Annotated in this window: 19 protein-coding genes; 9 read left to right on the forward strand and 10 right to left on the reverse strand. The window is 71.4% G+C overall.

Annotation, left to right across the window (positions count from 1 at the left end; genetic code table 11):
* Positions 1 to 141: 141 nt before the first annotated feature.
* Genes ABZV42_RS16105 through ABZV42_RS16120 form a run of 4 tightly spaced genes read left to right on the forward strand, consistent with a single transcriptional unit; the run spans position 142 to position 3,367 of the window.
* On the forward strand, positions 142 to 1,200 hold the full coding sequence (locus ABZV42_RS16105; protein WP_355976509.1) for a PhoH family protein: 1,059 nt from the start codon (positions 142 to 144) through the stop codon (positions 1,198 to 1,200).
* Positions 1,201 to 1,212: 12 nt separating this feature from the next.
* Positions 1,213 to 1,710 (forward strand): rRNA maturation RNase YbeY, encoded by a 498-nt coding sequence (ybeY, locus tag ABZV42_RS16110; RefSeq protein WP_326787904.1) that lies wholly within the window; start codon positions 1,213 to 1,215, stop codon positions 1,708 to 1,710.
* Complete coding sequence (locus ABZV42_RS16115) at positions 1,707 to 3,011, forward strand: hemolysin family protein (protein ID WP_355976507.1); 1,305 nt, start codon at positions 1,707 to 1,709, stop codon at positions 3,009 to 3,011. Before ybeY ends, ABZV42_RS16115 begins: the two co-directional genes overlap by 4 nt.
* Entirely contained in the window at positions 3,008 to 3,367 is a 360-nt protein-coding gene (locus tag ABZV42_RS16120) for an MmcQ/YjbR family DNA-binding protein (protein WP_355976504.1), read from the forward strand. The genes ABZV42_RS16115 and ABZV42_RS16120 overlap by 4 nt, the downstream gene beginning before the upstream one ends.
* 23 nt (positions 3,368 to 3,390) lie before the next feature.
* Here ABZV42_RS16120 and ABZV42_RS16125 read toward each other — a convergent pair whose 3' ends face one another.
* Positions 3,391 to 4,941, reverse strand: a complete 1,551-nt coding sequence (locus ABZV42_RS16125) for an MFS transporter (RefSeq protein ID WP_355976501.1) — start codon at positions 4,939 to 4,941, stop codon at positions 3,391 to 3,393.
* A gap of 87 nt (positions 4,942 to 5,028) precedes the next feature.
* Here ABZV42_RS16125 and ABZV42_RS16130 point away from each other — a divergent pair, with 87 nt between their 5' ends.
* Both ABZV42_RS16130 and ABZV42_RS16135 read left to right on the forward strand, forming a co-directional pair.
* Positions 5,029 to 5,904, forward strand: a complete 876-nt coding sequence (locus tag ABZV42_RS16130; protein ID WP_355976498.1) for a helix-turn-helix transcriptional regulator — start codon at positions 5,029 to 5,031, stop codon at positions 5,902 to 5,904.
* A gap of 43 nt (positions 5,905 to 5,947) precedes the next feature.
* Positions 5,948 to 6,301, forward strand: coding sequence for a cytidine deaminase (locus ABZV42_RS16135; RefSeq protein WP_355976496.1), 354 nt, complete (start codon positions 5,948 to 5,950; stop codon positions 6,299 to 6,301).
* Between the two features lie 84 nt (positions 6,302 to 6,385).
* On the opposite strand, the gene era is transcribed toward ABZV42_RS16135, so the two are convergent.
* Entirely contained in the window at positions 6,386 to 7,351 is a 966-nt protein-coding gene (gene era / locus ABZV42_RS16140) for a GTPase Era (protein WP_355976493.1), read from the reverse strand.
* A 331-nt stretch (positions 7,352 to 7,682) separates the two neighbouring features.
* Here era and ABZV42_RS16145 point away from each other — a divergent pair, with 331 nt between their 5' ends.
* A complete protein-coding gene (locus tag ABZV42_RS16145) occupies positions 7,683 to 8,990 on the forward strand; it encodes an ammonium transporter (protein ID WP_355976490.1) in 1,308 nt (435 codons plus the stop codon).
* Positions 8,987 to 9,325: a P-II family nitrogen regulator gene (locus tag ABZV42_RS16150; RefSeq protein ID WP_355976487.1), complete on the forward strand. Its 339-nt coding sequence runs from the start codon at positions 8,987 to 8,989 to the stop codon at positions 9,323 to 9,325. The genes ABZV42_RS16145 and ABZV42_RS16150 overlap by 4 nt, the downstream gene beginning before the upstream one ends.
* Here ABZV42_RS16150 and ABZV42_RS16155 read toward each other — a convergent pair.
* The 4 genes from ABZV42_RS16155 to ABZV42_RS16170 form a co-directional block, all read right to left on the reverse strand.
* Positions 9,219 to 10,244 (reverse strand): DUF916 domain-containing protein, encoded by a 1,026-nt coding sequence (locus tag ABZV42_RS16155; RefSeq protein ID WP_355976484.1) that lies wholly within the window; start codon positions 10,242 to 10,244, stop codon positions 9,219 to 9,221. The genes ABZV42_RS16150 and ABZV42_RS16155 overlap by 107 nt on opposite strands.
* 123 nt (positions 10,245 to 10,367) lie before the next feature.
* Positions 10,368 to 11,696 carry a beta-xylosidase gene (locus ABZV42_RS16160; RefSeq protein WP_355976481.1) on the reverse strand — a complete coding sequence of 443 codons (1,329 nt, stop codon included), beginning with the start codon at positions 11,694 to 11,696 and terminating at the stop codon, positions 10,368 to 10,370.
* Positions 11,697 to 11,960: 264 nt separating this feature from the next.
* Complete coding sequence (locus ABZV42_RS16165; protein WP_355976478.1) at positions 11,961 to 12,437, reverse strand: hypothetical protein; 477 nt, start codon at positions 12,435 to 12,437, stop codon at positions 11,961 to 11,963.
* Positions 12,438 to 12,795: 358 nt separating this feature from the next.
* Positions 12,796 to 13,638 (reverse strand): helix-turn-helix transcriptional regulator, encoded by an 843-nt coding sequence (locus tag ABZV42_RS16170; protein ID WP_355976476.1) that lies wholly within the window; start codon positions 13,636 to 13,638, stop codon positions 12,796 to 12,798.
* 119 nt (positions 13,639 to 13,757) lie between these two features.
* Here ABZV42_RS16170 and ABZV42_RS16175 point away from each other — a divergent pair, with 119 nt between their 5' ends.
* Positions 13,758 to 14,636 (forward strand): NAD(P)-dependent oxidoreductase, encoded by an 879-nt coding sequence (locus ABZV42_RS16175; RefSeq protein WP_355976473.1) that lies wholly within the window; start codon positions 13,758 to 13,760, stop codon positions 14,634 to 14,636.
* Between the two features lie 143 nt (positions 14,637 to 14,779).
* On the opposite strand, the gene ABZV42_RS16180 is transcribed toward ABZV42_RS16175, so the two are convergent.
* From ABZV42_RS16180 to ABZV42_RS16195, 4 genes are all read right to left on the reverse strand, one after another.
* The gene (locus ABZV42_RS16180) at positions 14,780 to 16,045 is read right to left on the reverse strand and encodes an MFS transporter (protein ID WP_355976470.1); all 1,266 of its coding nucleotides are present in this window, start codon (positions 16,043 to 16,045) and stop codon (positions 14,780 to 14,782) included.
* Positions 16,042 to 17,358, reverse strand: a complete 1,317-nt coding sequence (locus ABZV42_RS16185; protein WP_355976467.1) for a GH1 family beta-glucosidase — start codon at positions 17,356 to 17,358, stop codon at positions 16,042 to 16,044. Before ABZV42_RS16185 ends, ABZV42_RS16180 begins: the two co-directional genes overlap by 4 nt.
* A gap of 63 nt (positions 17,359 to 17,421) precedes the next feature.
* Positions 17,422 to 17,688 carry a protealysin inhibitor emfourin gene (locus ABZV42_RS16190; protein ID WP_355976464.1) on the reverse strand — a complete coding sequence of 89 codons (267 nt, stop codon included), beginning with the start codon at positions 17,686 to 17,688 and terminating at the stop codon, positions 17,422 to 17,424.
* Positions 17,689 to 17,721: 33 nt separating this feature from the next.
* Positions 17,722 to 18,792 (reverse strand): M4 family metallopeptidase, encoded by a 1,071-nt coding sequence (locus ABZV42_RS16195; protein ID WP_355976461.1) that lies wholly within the window; start codon positions 18,790 to 18,792, stop codon positions 17,722 to 17,724.
* Positions 18,793 to 18,922 lie beyond the last annotated feature (130 nt).

The raw sequence follows: 18,922 nt of genomic DNA on the forward strand, positions 1-18,922 counted from the left end.
TGTGCTCTCAGGTCACGACCTCGTCACCTGAGGAAAAGCCCTACGGGTCCATGAGCCCCGCGACGTACGCTGGGAACGCAAGGCTGCCCGTGTGGCAAGCGTGCCGACCGAGGAGGATACGCAGGCCTACAGAGCCGGCCCATGACTCAGACACCCACAGCTCACGGCCCCGTCCAGGGGCAGGCGCGCGCGCACTTCACCGTCCCGGCCAAGCACCCCATGGTGACTGTTCTGGGTTCCGGGGACGCTCTGCTTCGCGTGATCGAGAAGGCCTTCCCGGCGGCCGACATCCACGTCCGGGGAAACGAGATCAGTGCGGTCGGCGACGCCGGTGAAGTCGCTCTCGTCCAGCGCCTGTTCGACGAGATGATGCTGGTGCTCCGCACGGGGCAGCCCATGACGGAGGACGCAGTGGAACGCTCGATCGCCATGCTCAGGGCGAGCGAGAACGGGGAGGGCGACGGCCGGGAGACTCCGGCCGAGGTGCTCACGCAGAACATCCTGTCCTCGCGAGGCCGCACGATCCGCCCCAAGACGCTCAACCAGAAGCGCTACGTCGACGCCATCGACAAGCACACCATCGTGTTCGGCATCGGCCCCGCCGGTACGGGCAAGACGTACCTCGCCATGGCGAAGGCCGTCCAGGCGCTCCAGTCCAAGCAGGTCAACAGGATCATCCTGACCCGCCCGGCGGTCGAGGCCGGTGAGCGTCTGGGCTTCCTGCCCGGCACGCTCTACGAGAAGATCGACCCCTATCTGCGCCCGCTGTACGACGCGCTGCACGACATGCTCGACCCGGACTCGATCCCGAAGCTGATGGCCTCGGGGACGATCGAGGTCGCGCCGCTGGCGTACATGCGCGGCAGGACCCTCAACGACGCCTTCATCATCCTGGACGAGGCCCAGAACACGAGCCCCGAACAGATGAAGATGTTCCTCACCCGGCTCGGCTTCGAGTCGAAGATCGTGATCACGGGTGACGTGACACAGGTCGACCTCCCGAGCGGCACGAAGTCGGGTCTTCGGCAGGTCCAGGACATCCTGGAGGGTGTCGAGGACGTCCACTTCTCGCGGCTCACGTCCCAGGATGTCGTCCGGCACAAGCTGGTCGGCCGTATCGTCGACGCGTACGAGAAGTACGACAGCGAGAACGGCACCGAGAACGGCTCGAACAAGAGCCGGGGCCACAAAGGGAAGTAGACCAGCACAGCCATGTCGATCGACGTCAACAACGAGTCCGGAACCGAGGTCGACGAGCAGGCGATCCTCGACATCGCCCGCTACGCGCTCGCACGGATGCGCATCCACCCGCTCTCCGAGCTCTCGGTGATCGTCGTGGACACCGACGCCATGGAGCAGCTGCACATCCAGTGGATGGACCTGCCGGGTCCGACGGACGTCATGTCCTTCCCGATGGACGAACTGCGCCCGCCGTCGAAGGACGACGACGAGCCGCCGCAGGGGCTGCTCGGCGACATCGTGCTCTGCCCCGAGGTCGCCGAGCAGCAGGGCAAGGACGCCCCGACGCAGCACTCCATGGACGAGGAGCTCCAGCTGCTCACCGTCCACGGAGTGCTGCACCTCCTCGGCTACGACCACGAGGAGGCCGACGAGAAGGCCGAGATGTTCGGCCTCCAGGCAGCCATCGTGGACGGCTGGCGCGCGGAGAAGGGCATCACGGGCCCGTCTCCGGCCCCGACCGTGTCATGAGTCCTCAGCTGGTCATCGGTGCCATCGTTCTGGTCGTCGTGGCCTGGCTCGCCGCCTGCGCGGAGGCGGGCCTCGCGCGCGTCTCCAGCTTCCGTGCCGAGGAGGCGGTCCGCGCCGGCCGGCGCGGCAGCGCCAAGCTCGCGCAGGTCGCCGCGGACCCGACGCGCTATCTGAACGTGGCGCTGCTGCTCCGGGTGGTCTGCGAGATGGCGGCCGCGGCGCTCGTCGTCTTCGCCTGCCTGAAGGAGTTCGACAAGACCTGGCAGGCCCTCGCCGTCGCCATCACCGTCATGGTCCTCGTGTCGTACGTCGCGGTCGGTGTCTCGCCGCGCACCATCGGCCGCCAGCACCCGCTGAACACCGCGACCGCGGCGGCGTACGTCCTGCTGCCGCTCGCGCGGATCATGGGACCGATCCCGCCGCTGCTGATCCTCATCGGCAACGCGCTCACCCCCGGCAAGGGATTCCGGCGCGGCCCGTTCGCCTCCGAGGCGGAGCTGCGGGCGATGGTCGACCTGGCCGAGAAGGAGTCGCTGATCGAGGACGAGGAGCGCCGCATGGTGCACTCGGTCTTCGAGCTCGGCGACACCCTCGTGCGCGAGGTCATGGTGCCCCGCACCGACCTCGTCGTCATCGAGCGCTACAAGACCATCCGGCAGGCCCTCACCCTCGCCCTGCGCTCCGGCTTCTCGCGCATACCCGTCACCGGGGAGAACGAGGACGACATCGTCGGGATCGTCTACCTCAAGGACCTGGCCCGCAAGACGCACATCAGCCGCGACGCCGAGTCCGAGCTGGTCTCCACGGCCATGCGGCCGGCCGCGTTCGTGCCCGACACCAAGAACGCCGGCGACCTGCTGCGCGAGATGCAGCAGGAGCGCAACCACGTCGCCGTCGTCATCGACGAGTACGGCGGCACGGCCGGCATCGTCACCATCGAGGACATCCTCGAGGAGATCGTCGGCGAGATCACCGACGAGTACGACCGCGAACTCCCGCCCGTCCAGAAACTCGGCGACGACAGCTTCCGGGTGACCGCCCGCCTCGACATCGGCGACCTCGGCGAGCTGTACGGCTTCGAGGCCTACGACGACGAGGACGTGGAGACCGTCGGAGGGCTGCTGGCCAAGGCGCTGGGACGGGTCCCGATCGCCGGTGCCTCCTCGGTGGTCCAACTGCCCGACGGGCGCGAGCTGCGGCTCACCGCGGAGGCCGCGGCCGGCCGTCGGAACAAGATCGTCACGGTGCTCGTCGAGCCGGTCGGCCCGGCCGGGCCCCCTCGCGAGGAGAAGCCGGAGTGACCCCGCAGCAGCTGCGCGCGTTCTGCCTGTCCTTCAACGCCACCGTCGAGGACTTCCCCTTCAACCCCGAGACCTCGGTCTTCAAGGTGCTGGGCAAGCTCTTCGCGCTGACGAACCTCGACGGGCGCCCGCTCACGGTCAACCTGAAGTGCGTCCCCGAGGACGCGATCCGGCTGCGCGAGCAGCACCAGGGGCTGATCGTCCCGGGCTATCACATGAACAAGCGGCACTGGAACACGGTGACCGTCGACGGCGAGCTCCCGGACCGTCTGGTCCGGGAGCTCGTCGAGGATTCCTACGATCTCGTCGTGGCCGGTCTGCCGCGGGCCGAGCGGCTGCGCCTCGACCGTCCCTGACCCGGTGCGGGCCGGCGCCACCCTCAGCGGGTGCCCGCCGTGCCCCGCCGCCCGAGTCCGACCGAGACGAGCGCCGCCGCCGCGAGCACGACGGCCGCGTCCAGGGCGAGGACCGTGTGGACGCCGCTCAGCAGGTCGTGCGAGGTGGTCGCGAGGACACCGAGGAGCGGGATGCCGACGGTGATGCCCACCTGCTGGGTCGAGGTCACCAGACCGGTGGCCAGGCCCTGCTCCTCGTCGGGAACGCCCGAGGTGACGGTCAGACCGTACGAGATGATCGCGCCCAGGTGGCACATGCTGGCCAGCGACACCCCGGCGACGGCGATCCAGACCGACCAGGTGTGCGCGTTCAGCAGCAGCATCCCCGCCACGAACAGGCCCTGACCGGCCAGCGAGCCGGCCAGCGTGCGCCGGGCGCCGAAGCGGCCGATGACCTTCGGGGCGTACACCCCGGCAACGGCCGACAGCACACCCTGCACACCGAAGACCAGGCCCGTCTCGAAGGCGGAGAGGCCGAGCGTCTCCTGGAGGTACAGGGTCAGCGCGAACACGACCGTCGACATCATCGAGAAGGTGACCAGGCCGCCCAGGTTGCCCCACGCCACGGTGCGGCGGCGCAGCATCCTCAGGCTGACGAGCGGGGCGTCGGCACCGGACTCGATCCGGACGAAGGCACCCAGCAGGAGCACGCCCAGGGCGAGCGTCGTGACGACGTCCGCGCCGCCGAAACCGCGCTCGGCCGCCGTCGACAGCGCGTAGATCAGGGCCAGCAGGCCACCGGTGACGGTGACCGCGCCGGGGATGTCCAGGCGAGGGCGGCCCTGGGCACCGGCCGCGGCGGCGTGCGGGGTGCGGGACGTGGGCAGCAGAGCGACCGCGAGCGGCAGCACGATCAGCGCGAACAGCGACAGCAGCCCCATCGTCGAACGCCAGCCCAGCACGTCGGTCAGGACGCCGCCCGCCACCATGCCGATCGTGAAGCCGAGCGACAGGAGCGTGCCGGAGATGCCGAGCGCGCGGTCACGGGCGGGGCCCTCCGGGAACGTCGTGGTCAGCAGCGACATGCCGGTCGGCACGATCGCCGCCGCCGCGAGCCCTTGCAGGGCCCGTCCGGCCAGGAACGACGCCGGGTCCCAGGCGAAGGTCGCGAGCAGCGAGGCCGACCCGAACACGGTCAGCCCGGCGAGGAAGAGTCTGCGGCGGCCGTACAGGTCGCCGATCCGGCCGAAGAGGAGCAGGAAGCCGCCGGACGGCAGGGCGAAGGCGGTGACGGCCCACTGGAGGGCGGACCGGCTCATGCCGAGGTCCCGGCCGAGCACGGGCAGCGCCACGTTCAGGACGGAGAAGTCCAGCGCGACCATGAACTGGGCGGCGCACAGCACCAGGAGCACGAGTGCGTCCCGTCCCGACAGCCGGTCCGCGCGCGGTGGCCGGTCCTCCTTCGGGCGGGCGCGGCGAGTGGGACGAGCGGCGGAGGTCCCGGCCCGGGGGCCGTTCGTGGTGCCCGGATCGATGCCCGGCGCGCCGTCGCCGGGGGTGCGGATGGTGGACTCGGTGGTCGTCTCCGTGGTCATGGCAAGAGCTTGCGGCGGCCGGAACATCCGTGGGGAGCCGGAACTTATGCTGGTGGCCGCACCACCAGTCACCGAAGGGGGAGACACGTGACGGAGGACGCGCCGAGGGCCCAACGGCGTCCGGAGCTGCGCGAGTTCCTGATGAGCCGCAGGGCACGGGTGTCACCGGCCGAGGCCGGGCTCCCGGACGGCGGAGCCCGCCGCCGCACACCGGGGCTGCGCCGCGAGGAGGTCGCCGTCCTCGCGGGCGTGGGCGCCTCCTGGTACCAGTGGCTGGAACAGGGACGGGACATCTCCGTGTCGCCGCAGGTCCTGGACTCCGTCGCCCGTGTGCTGCGGCTCAGCAACACCGAGCGCCGCCATCTGTACACGCTGGCCGGGCTGAACCCGCCCGCGCCCGAAGTGGCCCCGGGGGACCGGGACATGTGCGACGGGCTGCGGCGGCTGATCGACACGTGGATGCCGTATCCGGCGCACATCATGGACCCGTACTACAACTGCGTCATGTACAACGACGCCGCCGCGGTGGTCCTCGGCATGCGTCCGGAGAACACCCAGAACTGCATCGTCGACTTCTTCACCGACCCGCTCTACCGGGGCCGTTCACGCACCTGGGAGCACAACGCCCGTACGGTCGTGGCCCAGTTCAGGGCCTCGTGCGCCGCCGCGCCCGACGACGAGGGGTTTCGCGAGCTGCTGGCCGAACTGACGGACGCCAGCGTCGAGTTCGCCGAGCTGTGGGAGCGGCGGGACATCGAGGACGCCGGGCAGATCCGCAAGGAGCTCGACCATCCTCTGGTGGGACTGCTCGCCGTCGAGTCCACCGCGATGAAGGTGCCGGTCAGGCCCGATCTCACGATCGTGCTGCACACGCCGCTGCCGGAGGAGAACACGGCCGCCAAGCTGGAGTGGCTCGCCTCGCCCGAGGGGCGCCGGGGGTCGATGTATCCGGTGGCCGGGTGACCCGTCGGCGGGAGACGGTGCCGGCACTTCGTATGCTCTGGTCATGACCGACAGCAGCGCGCTCGACCCCGAGGACCGCAAGATCGTCACCCTGGCCCGTTCCGCGCGGGCCCGCAACGGTGTGCCCGAGGGCGCGGCCGTACGCGACGAGACGGGGCGTACGTACGTCGCCGGGACCGTGGAGCTGGAGTCCCTGCGGCTGAGCGCCCTTCAGACCGCCGTGGCGATGGCCGTGGCGTCCGGGGCGAAGTCCCTGGAGGCGGCGGCCGTGGTGTCCGGGGCCGAGGCGGTCAGCGACGCGGACCGCGCGGCCGTACGGGATCTCGCCGGGCCCGCGACGCCGGTGCTGCTGGCCGGGCTCGACGGTGTCGTACACCTGACGGTGACCGCGGGCTGAGAAGGCTCCCCTCCCGCCCCCGGACGAACGGAAGGACGGCCCGGACTGCCGGGCCGTCCTCGAAGCGGTCTCGGAAGCCGAGTCTCAGAAGCCGAGCTTGCGCAGCTGACGGGGGTCGCGCTGCCAGTCCTTGGCGACCTTCACATGGAGGTCGAGGAAGACCGGCGTGCCGAGCAGCGCCTCGATCTGCTTGCGGGACTTGATACCGACGTCCTTCAGGCGCTTGCCCTTGGGGCCGATGACGATCCCCTTCTGGCTGGGGCGCTCGATGTAGACGAAGGCGTGGATGTCCAGGAGCGGCTTGTCGGCGGGGCGGTCCTCGCGCGGCAGCATCTCCTCGACCACGACGGCGATGGAGTGCGGAAGCTCGTCACGGACGCCCTCCAGGGCGGCCTCCCGGATCAGCTCCGCGATCATGACCTGCTCCGGCTCGTCCGTCAGGTCGCCCTCGGGGTAGAGGGCGGGGCCCTGCGGCAGCAGCGGGGCGATCAGGTCGGCCAGCAGACCCACCTGATCGTCCCCGACCGCCGACACCGGAACGATCTCGGCCCACTCGAACCCGAGCTCCCGGCCGAGCTGGTCGATCGCGATGAGCTGTTCGGCCAGCGTCTTGCTGTCGACGAGGTCGGTCTTGGTGACGATCGCGATCTTCGGCGTCTTCTTGATCGACGCCAGTTCCTTCGCGATGAAGCGGTCACCCGGGCCGAGCTTCTCGTTCGCGGGCAGGCAGAAGCCGATCACGTCGACCTCGGCCCAGGTGGTGCGGACGATGTCGTTGAGCCGCTCGCCCAGCAGGGTGCGCGGTTTGTGCAGGCCGGGGGTGTCGACGAGGATCAGCTGCGCGTCGGGCCGGTGCACGATGCCGCGCACGGTGTGCCGCGTGGTCTGCGGCTGGTCGGCGGTGATCGCCACCTTCTGGCCGACCAGAGCGTTCGTGAGGGTGGACTTGCCCGCGTTGGGGCGGCCCACGAAACAGGCGAAGCCGGCGCGGTGGTTCTCCACTGCCTCGGACGGCTCGGATGACTGGTTGCGAACGCTCATGGCGCCCATTGTCCCTGATCGTCGGGTGCCCGCCGTACCAAGGTGTTCGATACGTGCGAAGCCGTGGTCCCGATCCCCGTGAAGCCGTCGTTCCGGTACGCGTGAACGGATCGCTCCGGTACCCGCGCACGAGTCGTCCCGGGACCCGCGAACAGGTCGCTCCAGGGCGCGGTGCCGCCCGCCTCCCCGGTGAGGAATCGGAAATCACGGCGCAATGAAACACGGCGGAAACGCGGGCGTGCGCAACCGGAAACGCGCGCCGACGACGCTCTGACGACGCCCCCACCCAATACCCCCACCCCAGTCCCCACCTCGTGCCCCCCACTCCGTTGGAGAGACCGTGACTCTGGCCGCTTCCCGGATCGACACCGGCGACACCGCCTGGCTGCTCGCCGCCACCGCGCTCGTCCTCCTGATGACCCCCGGTCTCGCCCTGTTCTACGGCGGCATGGTCCGCGCGAAGAGCGTGCTCAACATGCTGATGATGAGCTTCGTGTCGATCGCCCTGGTCACGGTGGTGTGGCTGACCGCCGGATACTCCCTCGCGTTCGGCCCGGACGCGTTCGGCGGGCTCGTCGGCGGGCTGGAGCACGCCGGGATGGCGGGGATCGGTCCCGACAGCGTGCAGGGCACCGTGCCCACCCTGCTCTTCGCCACCTTCCAGCTCACCTTCGCGATCATCACCGCCGCGCTGATCAGCGGCGCCGTCGCCGACCGGGCGAAGTTCGGGGCCTGGCTCGTGTTCGTGCCCGTCTGGGCGCTGCTCGTATACGTTCCCGTCGCGCACTGGGTGTGGGGCCCGGGCGGCTGGATCCGTGACGGTCTCGGCGCGCTCGACTTCGCGGGCGGTATGCCGGTCGAGATAGCCTCGGGCGCCTCCGGGCTCGCGCTGTGCCTGGTCCTCGGACCGCGGCTCGGCTTCAAGAAGGACGCCATGCGGCCGCACAACCTGCCCATGGTCGTGCTCGGCGCCGGTCTCCTGTGGTTCGGCTGGTTCGGCTTCAACGCCGGGTCCGCCCTCGGCGCCAACGGTCTGGCCGCCGCGGCCTTCCTCAACACCCTCGCCGCCGGCTGCACGGGCCTGCTCGGCTGGCTCCTCGTGGAGCAGCGCCGCGACGGCCACCCGACCACCCTGGGCGCGGCCTCGGGCGCGGTCGCCGGGCTGGTGGCGATCACCCCTTCGTGCGGAGTGGTGTCCCTGCTGGGCGCGCTCGTCGTCGGGCTCGCCGCCGGCGTCGTCTGCTCGTACGCCGTGGGCTGGAAGTTCCGGCTGAACTACGACGACTCGCTGGATGTCGTCGGCGTCCATCTGGTCGGCGGTGTCATCGGCACCCTGCTCATCGGCTTCTTCGCCGTCCACGGGATGACCGGCGGCGCCGAGGGGCTGCTGTACGGCGGAGGGCTCGGTCAGCTCGGCCGGCAGCTGGTCGCCGTGGCGGCCGTCGGGACGTACGCGTTCGGCGCCACGTACGGCATCGGCACACTGATCGACCGGTTCATGGGGCTGCGCGCGGACGAGGAGCAGGAGCTGACCGGCCTGGACCTTACGGTGCACGCCGAGAGCGCCTACGATCACGGGGTCCTGGGCCACGGCGCCCCGGTGTCGTCGTCCCTTCCCGTCGCGCAGAAGGTCAAGCCCCAGGCATGAAGCTCATCACCGCGGTCGTCAAGCCCTACCGACTCGACGAGGTCAAGACCTCCCTCCAGGAGCTCGGTGTGCACGGGATGACCGTCACCGAGGCCAGCGGGTACGGACGTCAGCGCGGGCACACCGAGGTGTACCGCGGCGCCGAGTACCAGATCGACCTGGTCCCCAAGGTCCGGATCGAGGTCGTCGTCGAGGACGCGGAGGCCGACGCGGTCATCGACGCGGTGGTCAGGGCCGCGCAGACCGGGAAGATCGGAGACGGAAAGGTGTGGTCCGTACCCGTGGAGACGGTCGTACGGGTACGGACGGGCGAACGCGGGCCCGACGCACTCTGAGCGTCACCACGGCCGCGGCGACAGCGGCCGCCGCCAGCAAGGCCACCAGCCACGGCAGGGCGAGGAACGACACACTCGCCGACTCCCTGGTCCCCGGCGCGCTGGCCGTCAGCGTCACATCACCCCAGTCGAGCTGAGGCGCTCCGTGCCAGCGCGCGGTGAGCCGGACCCGCTGGCCGGGGAGCAGTTCCGAGGGGATGCCCGCGAGCTCGCGGGACAGCAGGGTCCGTCCGAAGAGGCCCTCGGCCTTCAGGCGCACCTTCGGGTTCAGCGTCACGTTGCCCGTGTTGTGGAGGGTGTACGAGACGGTGGCCGTGCCGGAGCCCGTGCCGGGGATCAGCGGCTGGTGGTGGCTGAGACGCACCTTCTCCACGGCCAGGGCGGGGACGGTGGGCCCACCGACCCGGAGGTACACCCGGGCGGCGACGGCGCGTCGCACCCCGACCGTGAGGGAGCCCGAGCCCGTCTCGATCCGTTCGTCGAGCGCCACCAGCGCGCCCGGATGGTCGCCGGGTTCGGCCCGCTCCGGGACCCGCAGAGTGAACGGCACGGTGACCCGGCCGTGCGCCGGCACGGTGACCCGGGAGCGCGCGGGCCGGGCCCACGCCCCCACCCCGCGCTGTTTCTCCGCCAGGGTGCGGACGGCGAAACCGCCGTCGCGGGCGGTGTTGTAGGCGTCGGCCGCGTACAGCCGGAACGTCAGGGGACCACCGGTCTTGTTGGCGACGGTGACCTTGTCCCGGATGGTCTGGCCGGGGTCGGCGGAGAGGTAGAAGTAGGGCCGCGCGGCGATGCGCGAGGAGACGGGGTAGACCGACCAGCTGCCGTTGTCGGCCGCGTACGCGGGTGTGGCCGCGAGGGCCATGAGGGCGGGCAGGACCAGGAACACGCTCAGGAGGAGGGCATACGGCTTGCGCATGGGTGCGGACCCCCGCGGACGGCATCGGCGGACTGGTGGCTGTCGTCGTGACAGCCCCTGCGTGGACGGGCGGGTGCGCGCCCGGCCACCGGGGTGCGGAAGACCGGTCGAGTTGCGGACCGGTCAGCTGAGCGTCAGCGTGAGCACACCGGAGTACGAGCCTGGAGGCGTGAACGCCGGTACGTTCAGCGACAGTCCGGCGTCGACGGTGAACTCACCGCCGGTCACCGCCCCGTTGGGGGTGGACGCCAGGGTCGCTCCCGAGGTGCCCACCGTGCCGGACGAGCCGGCCTGGCAGGTGCTCGGACTGCCGGCCTTGGTGACGCAGGCCGGGGCCCAGCTCAGGGCACCGGCACCGATCTTCGCGCCGGGGCCGGTGAAGTCGGTGACCTTGCCGGTCAGGGACCAGCCCGCGGGCCCGCCGCGGAAGTCCTTGACCGTCACCGTCTGAAGGGCGCCCGTGGAGGCTCCGCCCTTGCCGTAGTCGACCGCCGACAGCGCGACGGCGTCCCCGGCCTGGGTCATCGACAGCGTGCCCGCCCTCACCGTGGTGGTGAGCTTCTGACTGCCGTCGGGGACAGGCGTGTTGTCGGTGACGACATACGCGGCGGGACCTGCTCCGGTGTCCGCGTTCCAGCTTCCTCCCTCGTACGCGACCACGCCGGTCGTCGTCTTGTCGTTGACGACGAGCGAGCCGCTGAAGGAGCCCTGGGCGTTCGCGGTCACGGTCGCCGTGTCGGCGGTCTGGGTCGCCCCGGACCGTCCGGCGAGGGTGACTGCGGCGCCCGGGGTGAAGTTGCTGCCGGTGACGGTCACGCTGTCACCGGGGTTCCCGGAGGCCGAACCGAGCTGGATGGCCCGGGTGTTGGTCTGTCCGCCACCCGTCGCGGTGGCCGTCTCCGACACCGGGGCGGGCGGGTTGGTGACCGTGCACGGGGTGTCCAGTTCCAGGATGTAGCTGGTGTGGATGTTGTAGTCACCGGGCGACAGGGTGATCGCGCCGGGCGCGGTCACGGTGAACGTGCCGGTCATGCTGAACGACGGGAAGGCGCCCTTGCCGGGCACCGGGTCGTTCTTCTTGGGACCGGCGACGGTGACGCTGCCGGTCTGCGCCCCGCCGAGGGTGACCTTGCCGGTCGGCGTCATGATGTCGGCCGGCAGGGCGAGATCGGTGGGGTTGCTGGCGGCGGGCGCGACCACCGTGTAGGTCACGGTGACCGTGTCGCCGACCTTGGGACTGGCGTTGTCCACCGCGATCTTCGCGGTGGTGGTGCCGTCGATCGGCGGGAGGCCCGCGACCGCCGGTGGGATGCAGTGCGTGGCGAAGTCCACGTTCGTGGGTGCGGCTCCGGCCGGGGCGGCCAGCGCCCCTCCCGCGGTGAGCGCGAGTACGGTCGCCCCGAGCAGGGCCGCGACGCGGCGTCTTCGGGTTGTCGGACCCTTTGGTGACATGGTTGGTGCCCCCTCCTGAGGGATGCGGGCGCAGCGGCTCGTCTGCGCCGCCAGGGGGACATTGATGTGCCGGCGGTGTGAGAAGTCAATGGAGTCCTGGTGCAGTGACTGATGGCCCATCAGGTTCTGTCATGGTCACCGACTCGACCGACAGCAAGTGGAGTCGAGGGTTCGGGGGCGAGGTGACGGAGAAGGCGCCGGGAGCCGGGCCGGTGTCGCTGCGCGCGGGCGGCACCGGCCCTTCTCACGTCGGGGCGCGGTGGATCAGTCGAAGACGAACGGGCCCGGGGACTGCGGTGCGTCCGCCGTGCAGGTGATCGTGATGCCGAAGATCGTCATCTTCAGGGAGCCCCCGTAGAACTCCAGGCTGTCGCCCGGGGCGACGGTGCCGTCGAGGGGGCCGACCGACACTCCGCTGCCGGTGGCCATCGCGGGGTTCTTCCTGCCGCTGAAGGCGGTGGTCCCGCCGTTCGCGTTCGCCAGGGTCAGGGTCGAGGCGACCGAGTTCGCGGCGATCGGGATCGGGGCCGTGATGGCGGTCGAGCTGAGGGTGATGGTCGCGGCCGTGCCGTCCTGCGTGGCCGTGAGAGTGGCCGCACCACCGCCACCGATGGTGCAGGTCGCGTTGATGGTGGCTGTCTGGGGAGTGACGGCCGCGGCGGTCGGCGCGAAGGCCAGACCGGTCGCGGCGAGGGTGCCGGCGGCTAACGCCGAGACCGTTGCGAGTCGCTTGCCTCTCATCGAAATCCCTTCCCTTGTGGGGGAATTGCCATGTGGGGATGGTCGGGACGGAGCCGTCCGCCCTGGTCCGGGCACACGGGCTCCTCACCTTGGTGCCGGTGAGGGTGCGGGGAGACGTGTACGCGGACCGTCCGCTCGTGGGGATGCGGGACGCCGTGCGGAGGCGTGACCGACGGTCCGTCGGAATGTGCGGTTCCATTGAGGCGCGGGTGCCTCACGATTGCAAGGGAAGCGGGCCCTTTCCTTCAACGGTCGGAGAAAGTGGCCGAAGTTGGCTCCCGGGCGGCGCGGAGGGCCGCCGGCGCCTCGCCTCCGGGCCCGGGAAGAGCACCGGCGCCTTGCCTCCGGGCCCGGGACGTCAGCCGTGACCGCCGGCCGGAGTCATGTTCTGGAGGCCGACCACCCGCAGCAGCCGCAGACGCTCGTGGGACTCGGTGCCGGGGCGTGCCGTGTGGACGACGAGGAGCTGGTTGTCGCCGGAGCTGAGCAGGATCTCGCAGTCGAGTTCCAGCAGACCGACCGTCGGGTTCAGGAACCGCTTGGTCGCGGAGCGTCGCACGGCGACCTCGTGGGACTCCCAGAGCTCCGCGAACTCCCGGCTCGTGGAGCGGAGTTCGGCCACCAGGGCGGCGGGTGCCGGGTCGTCGGGGCGGGCCGCGGTGACCGCGCGCAGGTTGGCGACATGGGAGCGGGCGTGCTCGGGGCGGTCCTCGGGCGGGAAGAGGGTACGGGACCGCGGGTCGGTGAAGAACCGGCGTACGAGATTGCGCCCGGGTTCGGCCTCGCCCGTCAGCGCCGCCGCCATCGCGTTCTGCGCGAGCAACTCGCCGTAGTCGGTCACGACCTGGGCGGGTGCGTCGTACAGCCGGTCGAGGATCAGCAGCAGCCCGGGGCGCACGTGCGAGGAGGCGCCCGCGGTGCGGGGCGGTTCCTCGCCGGCCAGGTGGAAGAGATGGTCCCGCTCGTCGCCGGTGAGCCGCAGCGCCCGCGCCAGCGCGCCCAGCATCTGCCGGGAGGGGCGCGGTCCGCGGGACTGTTCGAGCCGGGTGTAGTAGTCCACGGACATGCCCGCGAGAGCAGCCACCTCCTCGCGGCGCAGGCCGGGGGTGCGGCGCCGGGAGCCTGCCGGGAGCCCCACGTCGGAGGGCTCCAGACGGGCACGGCCGCGGCGTAGGAAGTCGGCTACCTCGGGTCGGTCCACCTCTCCAGGGTGACGCAGGCCTCCGGTCTTATCCAGGGACCGCCGGTCCCTGGATCAGGAGGTCTCTCCCGCCCCGGGCGGCACGGGGGGACGGTGGAGGCCGACGAGAGGAACACATCATGCTGACACTGGTGACCGGAACCACCGGCGAGGTCGGGCGCCGCTTCGTGCCCCGCCTGCTGCGACAGGCACCCCCCGGCGACCGGGTGAGGGTCCTGGTCCGCGACGAGTCCCGGGCGGCGGCCCTGGCCGGGCTCACCGGCCCGACCGGCCTCGGGCCGGAGATCGCCGTCGGGGACCTGCGCGACTCCGAGACCCTGGGCAAGGCCCTCGCGGGCGTGGACGCGGTGGTGAACATCGCGGCGGCCTTCCGCGGCGTACCGGACGACGAGGCCTGGGCGGTCAACCGCGACGCCGCGCTGGAACTGGGCAATGCCGCCGTCTCCGCGGGGGTGCGCAGGTTCGTGCAGGTCAGCACCAACCTGGTGTACGGGACCGGCCGGGGGCGCCCGTTGGCCGAGGACGACGAGAGCCTGCCGGGCGGCGAGATGTGGGGCGCGTACCCGGCGTCCAAAGCGGAGGCGGAGCGCGGCCTGCTCGCGATGGAGGGCGGGATGGACGTACGGATCGGCCGGCTCGCCTTCGTCTACGGGGAGGGCGACCCGCATCTCGCCGCCTCGATGCGGTGGGCCGCGCACTGGGCGGCGGGTCAGCGGCTCCAGATGGTCCACCACGCGGACGTCGCCCAAGGTCTGCGCCGCCTGCTGTACGCCCCCGGCGTGGGCGTCGGCCGGATCTACAACATCGCCGACGACGCCCCCGTCACCACCGTCGACCTGCACCGGATCAACGGCGTCGAGGTGCCGCCCGCCCTGTACGAGCGCGCCGACCCCGACCCCTGGCACGGCATCGTGTCCACCGACCGCATCCGCCACGACCTGGGCTTCCGCCCGGTGTACCCGTCCCTGTGGACGGCCCGCGACGCCGGGGCCCTGTGACCGGGCGGGCGGCCGGGGTCCGGTGACCTGACCCGGTGGGTGGAAGGGGCACGGTGATCCGGTGGACAGCCGGGGTCCGGTGACCCGGTGGGCAGACGGGGCCCGGTGACCCGGCGGGCGGCCCGGGTCACCGGGCCGTCCGCTCAGTCCACCCCCTTGATCCGCACCACCAGCACCGCCCCCACGAGGCCGATCACCGCCGCGACCAGGTACAGGACCCGGTAGCCGCCCAGATAGGTCACGACCGGGGCCGCCAGCACCGGGGCCGCGACCTGGGGGAGGGCGTTGGCGATGTTGATGACGCCGAGGTCCTTGCCGCGGTCACGGGCCTTCGGCAGGACGTCGGTCATCAGGGCGAAGTCGACGGAGGTGAAGACGCCGAAGCCGACGCCGAGGACGGCCGCGGCGACGATCGCGCCGGGCCAGGTCTGCCAGCCGGCCAGCGCCGCAGTGGCCACCGCCATCAGCACGCCCGACCAGATCACGAACGGCTTGCGGCGGCCCAGCCGGTCCGACCACACCCCGCCCACCACGACCGTGGCGAGGAGCGTGACCCCGTTCACCGCGGTGAGGACCAGAACGCCCTGCTCGGGGTCGTCCAGGTGCAGTCTGTCCCGCAGGTAGTAGAGCAGGTACAGCAGCACCAGGGCGTTGCTGAGGTTGATCAGGAAGCGGGTCAGCCAGGCCCACGCGAGGTCGGGGTGTTCACGCGGACTCAGCCGGAACGAGGCGAGGAACGCCCGCCCCGACCAGGGCGGCCGGGCCGCCACCGGCAGGCGCAGGTCAGGGAAGCGGAGCACGTACGGCAGGACGCCCACCAGGGTGAACACCGCGCACGCCGCGTATCCGCCGCCGGTGCCGCCAGCCACTGTCGCGAGCCCCGTGCCGCCGACCACGCCGAGGATCTGCGCCGCACCCAGCCAGCCGCCCACGCTGCCGCGCTGGAGCCGGGGCACCCGGTCCGGGACGGCCGCGGTGACCGCGGCGAACGCGGCGTTCAGGGTCAGCTGGACCAGACACCAGCCCGCCGCCATCGTCCACACGCCGCCCGCGCCCGCGAGGAGCAGCAGCGACAACGCGCCGCCGGCCGCTCCGGCCACGATCCACGGCGTCCGGCGGCCCCGTCGCGCGGTCGTCCGGTCGGAGAGCGCGCCGAAGAGCGGGTTGGCGACCAGCGAGACGACCGCGCCCGCGCCCGTCACCCAGGCCAGCATCGTCTCCTTGGACATGCCGGAGCCGGGTGCGAAGTCCTCCGCCTGGGAGGCGAGGAGGATCTGGAGGGGGCCGTACCAGCCCACCCAGATCGCCCCGTTGGCGAGCGAGAGCGCCGAGGTCCAGCCCCGGCCGACCCGCCGGGCGGGCTCGGCGAGGGCGTCCACGGGTATGGCCGGGTGGTCGGCCGCGGTCATCTCTGCGCCCGCAGGGCGTCCCGCAGCCAGGCGTACGAGGCCTTCGGCGTCCGCTCCAGCGTGTCGTAGTCGACGTGCACGAGGCCGAAGCGGCGCGCGTATCCCTCCGCCCACTCGAAGTTGTCCATCAACGACCAGACGAAGTAGCCGCGTACGTCGACGCCCTGCTCCAACGCCGCGTGCAGGGCCCGGACATGGCCGTCCAGGAAGGTGATGCGCGCCTGGTCGTCGAGGCCCTCGTACGAGCAGCCGTTCTCGGTGATGACGACGGGCGGGAGCCGGTCGCCGTAGCGCTCGCGGAAGCCGGTGAGCAGTTCGGTCAGCGCCTCGGGCACCACCGCCCAGCCGAAGTCGGTGACCGGGTAGCCCTCGAGTTCCTTGACGGTGAAGGGCAGTTCGGCGGGCAGCGTGAGTCCGCCGAACTCGATCTCCGCTCCCTCGGGGGCGCCCACCTTGGTCGGCTGGTAGTAGTTGATCCCGTACCAGTCGACCGGCTCGCCGATGATCTTCAGATCGGCCTCGACGTCACCGGGCATCAGCTCGGCGATGCCGTCGGGGTAGCGGCCCAGCAGAACGGGGTCGGCGAAGAGCCGGTTGAGCAGGAGGTCGTAGAAGTCGGCCGCCTCCACGTCCTCGGTACGGTCCGAGGCCGCCCAGGTCGGGCCGTGCGAGTTGGCGATCCCGATGTCGCCCGCACCGGCGGCGCGCAGGGCCCGTACGGCCAGTCCGTGGGCGAGGAGCTGGTGGTGGGCCACCGGAAGGGCGTCGAACAGGAGCTGTTTGCCGGGGGCGTGCGCGCCGAGCGCGTGCCCGAGCAGGGTGTGCTCGGCGGGCTCGTTGAGAGTGATCCACTTCTTGACGCGGTCGCCGAGGCGTCCGGCGACGACCGAGGTGTACTCGGCGAACCGCTCGGCGGTGTCCCGGTCCATCCAGTCCAGCTCGGCCGGCAGGTCCCAGTGGAAGAGGGTGGGCACGGGCCGTACGCCCGCCGCGCACAGGGCGTCGACCAGGCGGTCGTAGAAGTCGAGGCCGCCGGGGGAGTTCACCCGGGGCCAGGAGACCGAGAAGCGGTAGGCGTCCACGCCGAGGCCGGCGAGAAGTGCCACGTCCTCGGGGTAGCGGTGGAAGTGGTCGCAGGCCACCGCCGCCGTGGAGCCGTCCTTGATGTGTCCGGGCCCGGCGGTGAAGGTGTCCCACACCGAGGGGGCGCGTTCGTCCACGGCCCCCTCGATCTGGTGGGCCGAGGTGGACACGCCCCAGAGGAAGCCGGACGGGAAGCGCGGGAGGGGGATCGTCGCCATGCGCGCGATCATCCGTACCGGCGGTAACGGAAGTCAACGGTTCGGCGTGAACCCGTGGCTCCCGTGACGTTCCCGTCAGGCACCCTCCTTCAGCACGCGTGAGATCAGCTCGCGCTGGTCCTCCGTGAGTCGCGGGTCGGCGGTGTGGACCGTCCTGCCGTCCACGGTGATCTCGTAGTGGAAGCCGTCCGGGACGCCGGCCGGCGGCGTGTCCCGTCCGGCGGCGAGAGCCCCTTCGGCCAGGGCGTGCCACTCGGGGGCGTCGGGCCGTGCCGAGGTGTCCACCTCGGCACGGCGCTCGATGCCCGCGAACCCGCCCGTGCGCCGCACTTCGATACGCATGGGGTCCTGTCTAGTACGACTCGGGCGCCGGGGCTACGCGGAGGGGACCCCGACCTGTTCCCAGGCCTTCGACACGGCCTGGAGTTCTTCTCCCTCGTTGTACCGGGTCCGCGCCGCGGCGAGCGTGAGCCGCGCGAAGTCGGAGAAGAGGGCCTGCTGCGGCAGTTCCCCGCCGGTCAGTACGTCGTACCAGATCTGTCCGGCCCGCTCCCACGCGTTGCCGCCGAGTGCCTGGGCGACGAGGTAGAAGGCGTGGTTGGGGATGCCGGAGTTGATGTGGACCCCGCCGTTGTCCCGGCCGGTGCGGACGTAGCCGTCCATGGTCCCGGGCTGCGGGTCCTTGCCGAGCACGTCGTCGTCGTACGCGGTGCCCGGGGCCTTCATGGAACGCAGGGCGGTGCCGGTGACCCGCGGGGCGAGCAGCCCGGCGCCGATCAGCCAGTCGGCCTCGGCGGCGGTCTGGCCGAGCGCGTGCTGCTTGATCAGCGAGCCGAAGACGTCCGACATGGACTCGTTCAGGGCGCCCGGCTGGCCGAAGTAGGTCAGGTTCGCCGTGTACTGGGTGACGCCGTGGGTCAGTTCGTGGCCGATGACGTCGACCGGGATGGTGAAGTCGAGGAAGATCTCGCCGTCACCGTCGCCGAACACCATCTGCTCGCCGTTCCAGAAGGCGTTGTTGTAGTGCGTGTCGAAGTGCACGGTGGCTTCGAGCGGCAGGCCCTCGCCGTTGATCGAGGTGCGCTGGTAGGCGTTCAGGTAGAGGTCGAAGGTCGCGCCGAGGCCGGCGTACGCGCGGTTGACGGTGGCGTCCTTGCCGGGCTTGTCGCCCTCGGACCGGACCTTCTTGCCGGGGAGGTCCTGACGGTGGCGGGCGTCGTAGATCGTGCGGTGCGGCGTGGACCCGTCGGCCCCCGCGGGCGCGGGCACCGCCGGGGCGCCGAGGACGGTGGTCAGCCGCCGGTGGGTGCGCTCGTAGGCGTCGCGCTCCAGGGTCTGGCGCGCGGGACCGGAGAGCGCGGGGTCCTCGTGCTGGGCGAGCTTGTCGAGGACGTGCGGCGGAACGATGGTGCAGTGGACGGGCTCGAAGCCCCCGTTGGTCGTCATGCCCGGCACCCTTGCACTGGGTGATCTGTATGTCACTACGTGCAACCATGATTGGTGAACTGGGGCGACAAGGAGCCTGAGGTTCCGCCCGGAGGTGGTATAGCGCACGTTTTGCCCCTTTCGGGGGGTG

The organism is Streptomyces sp. NPDC005281, from assembly GCF_040607495.1.
GTDB lineage: Bacteria > Actinomycetota > Actinomycetes > Streptomycetales > Streptomycetaceae > Streptomyces.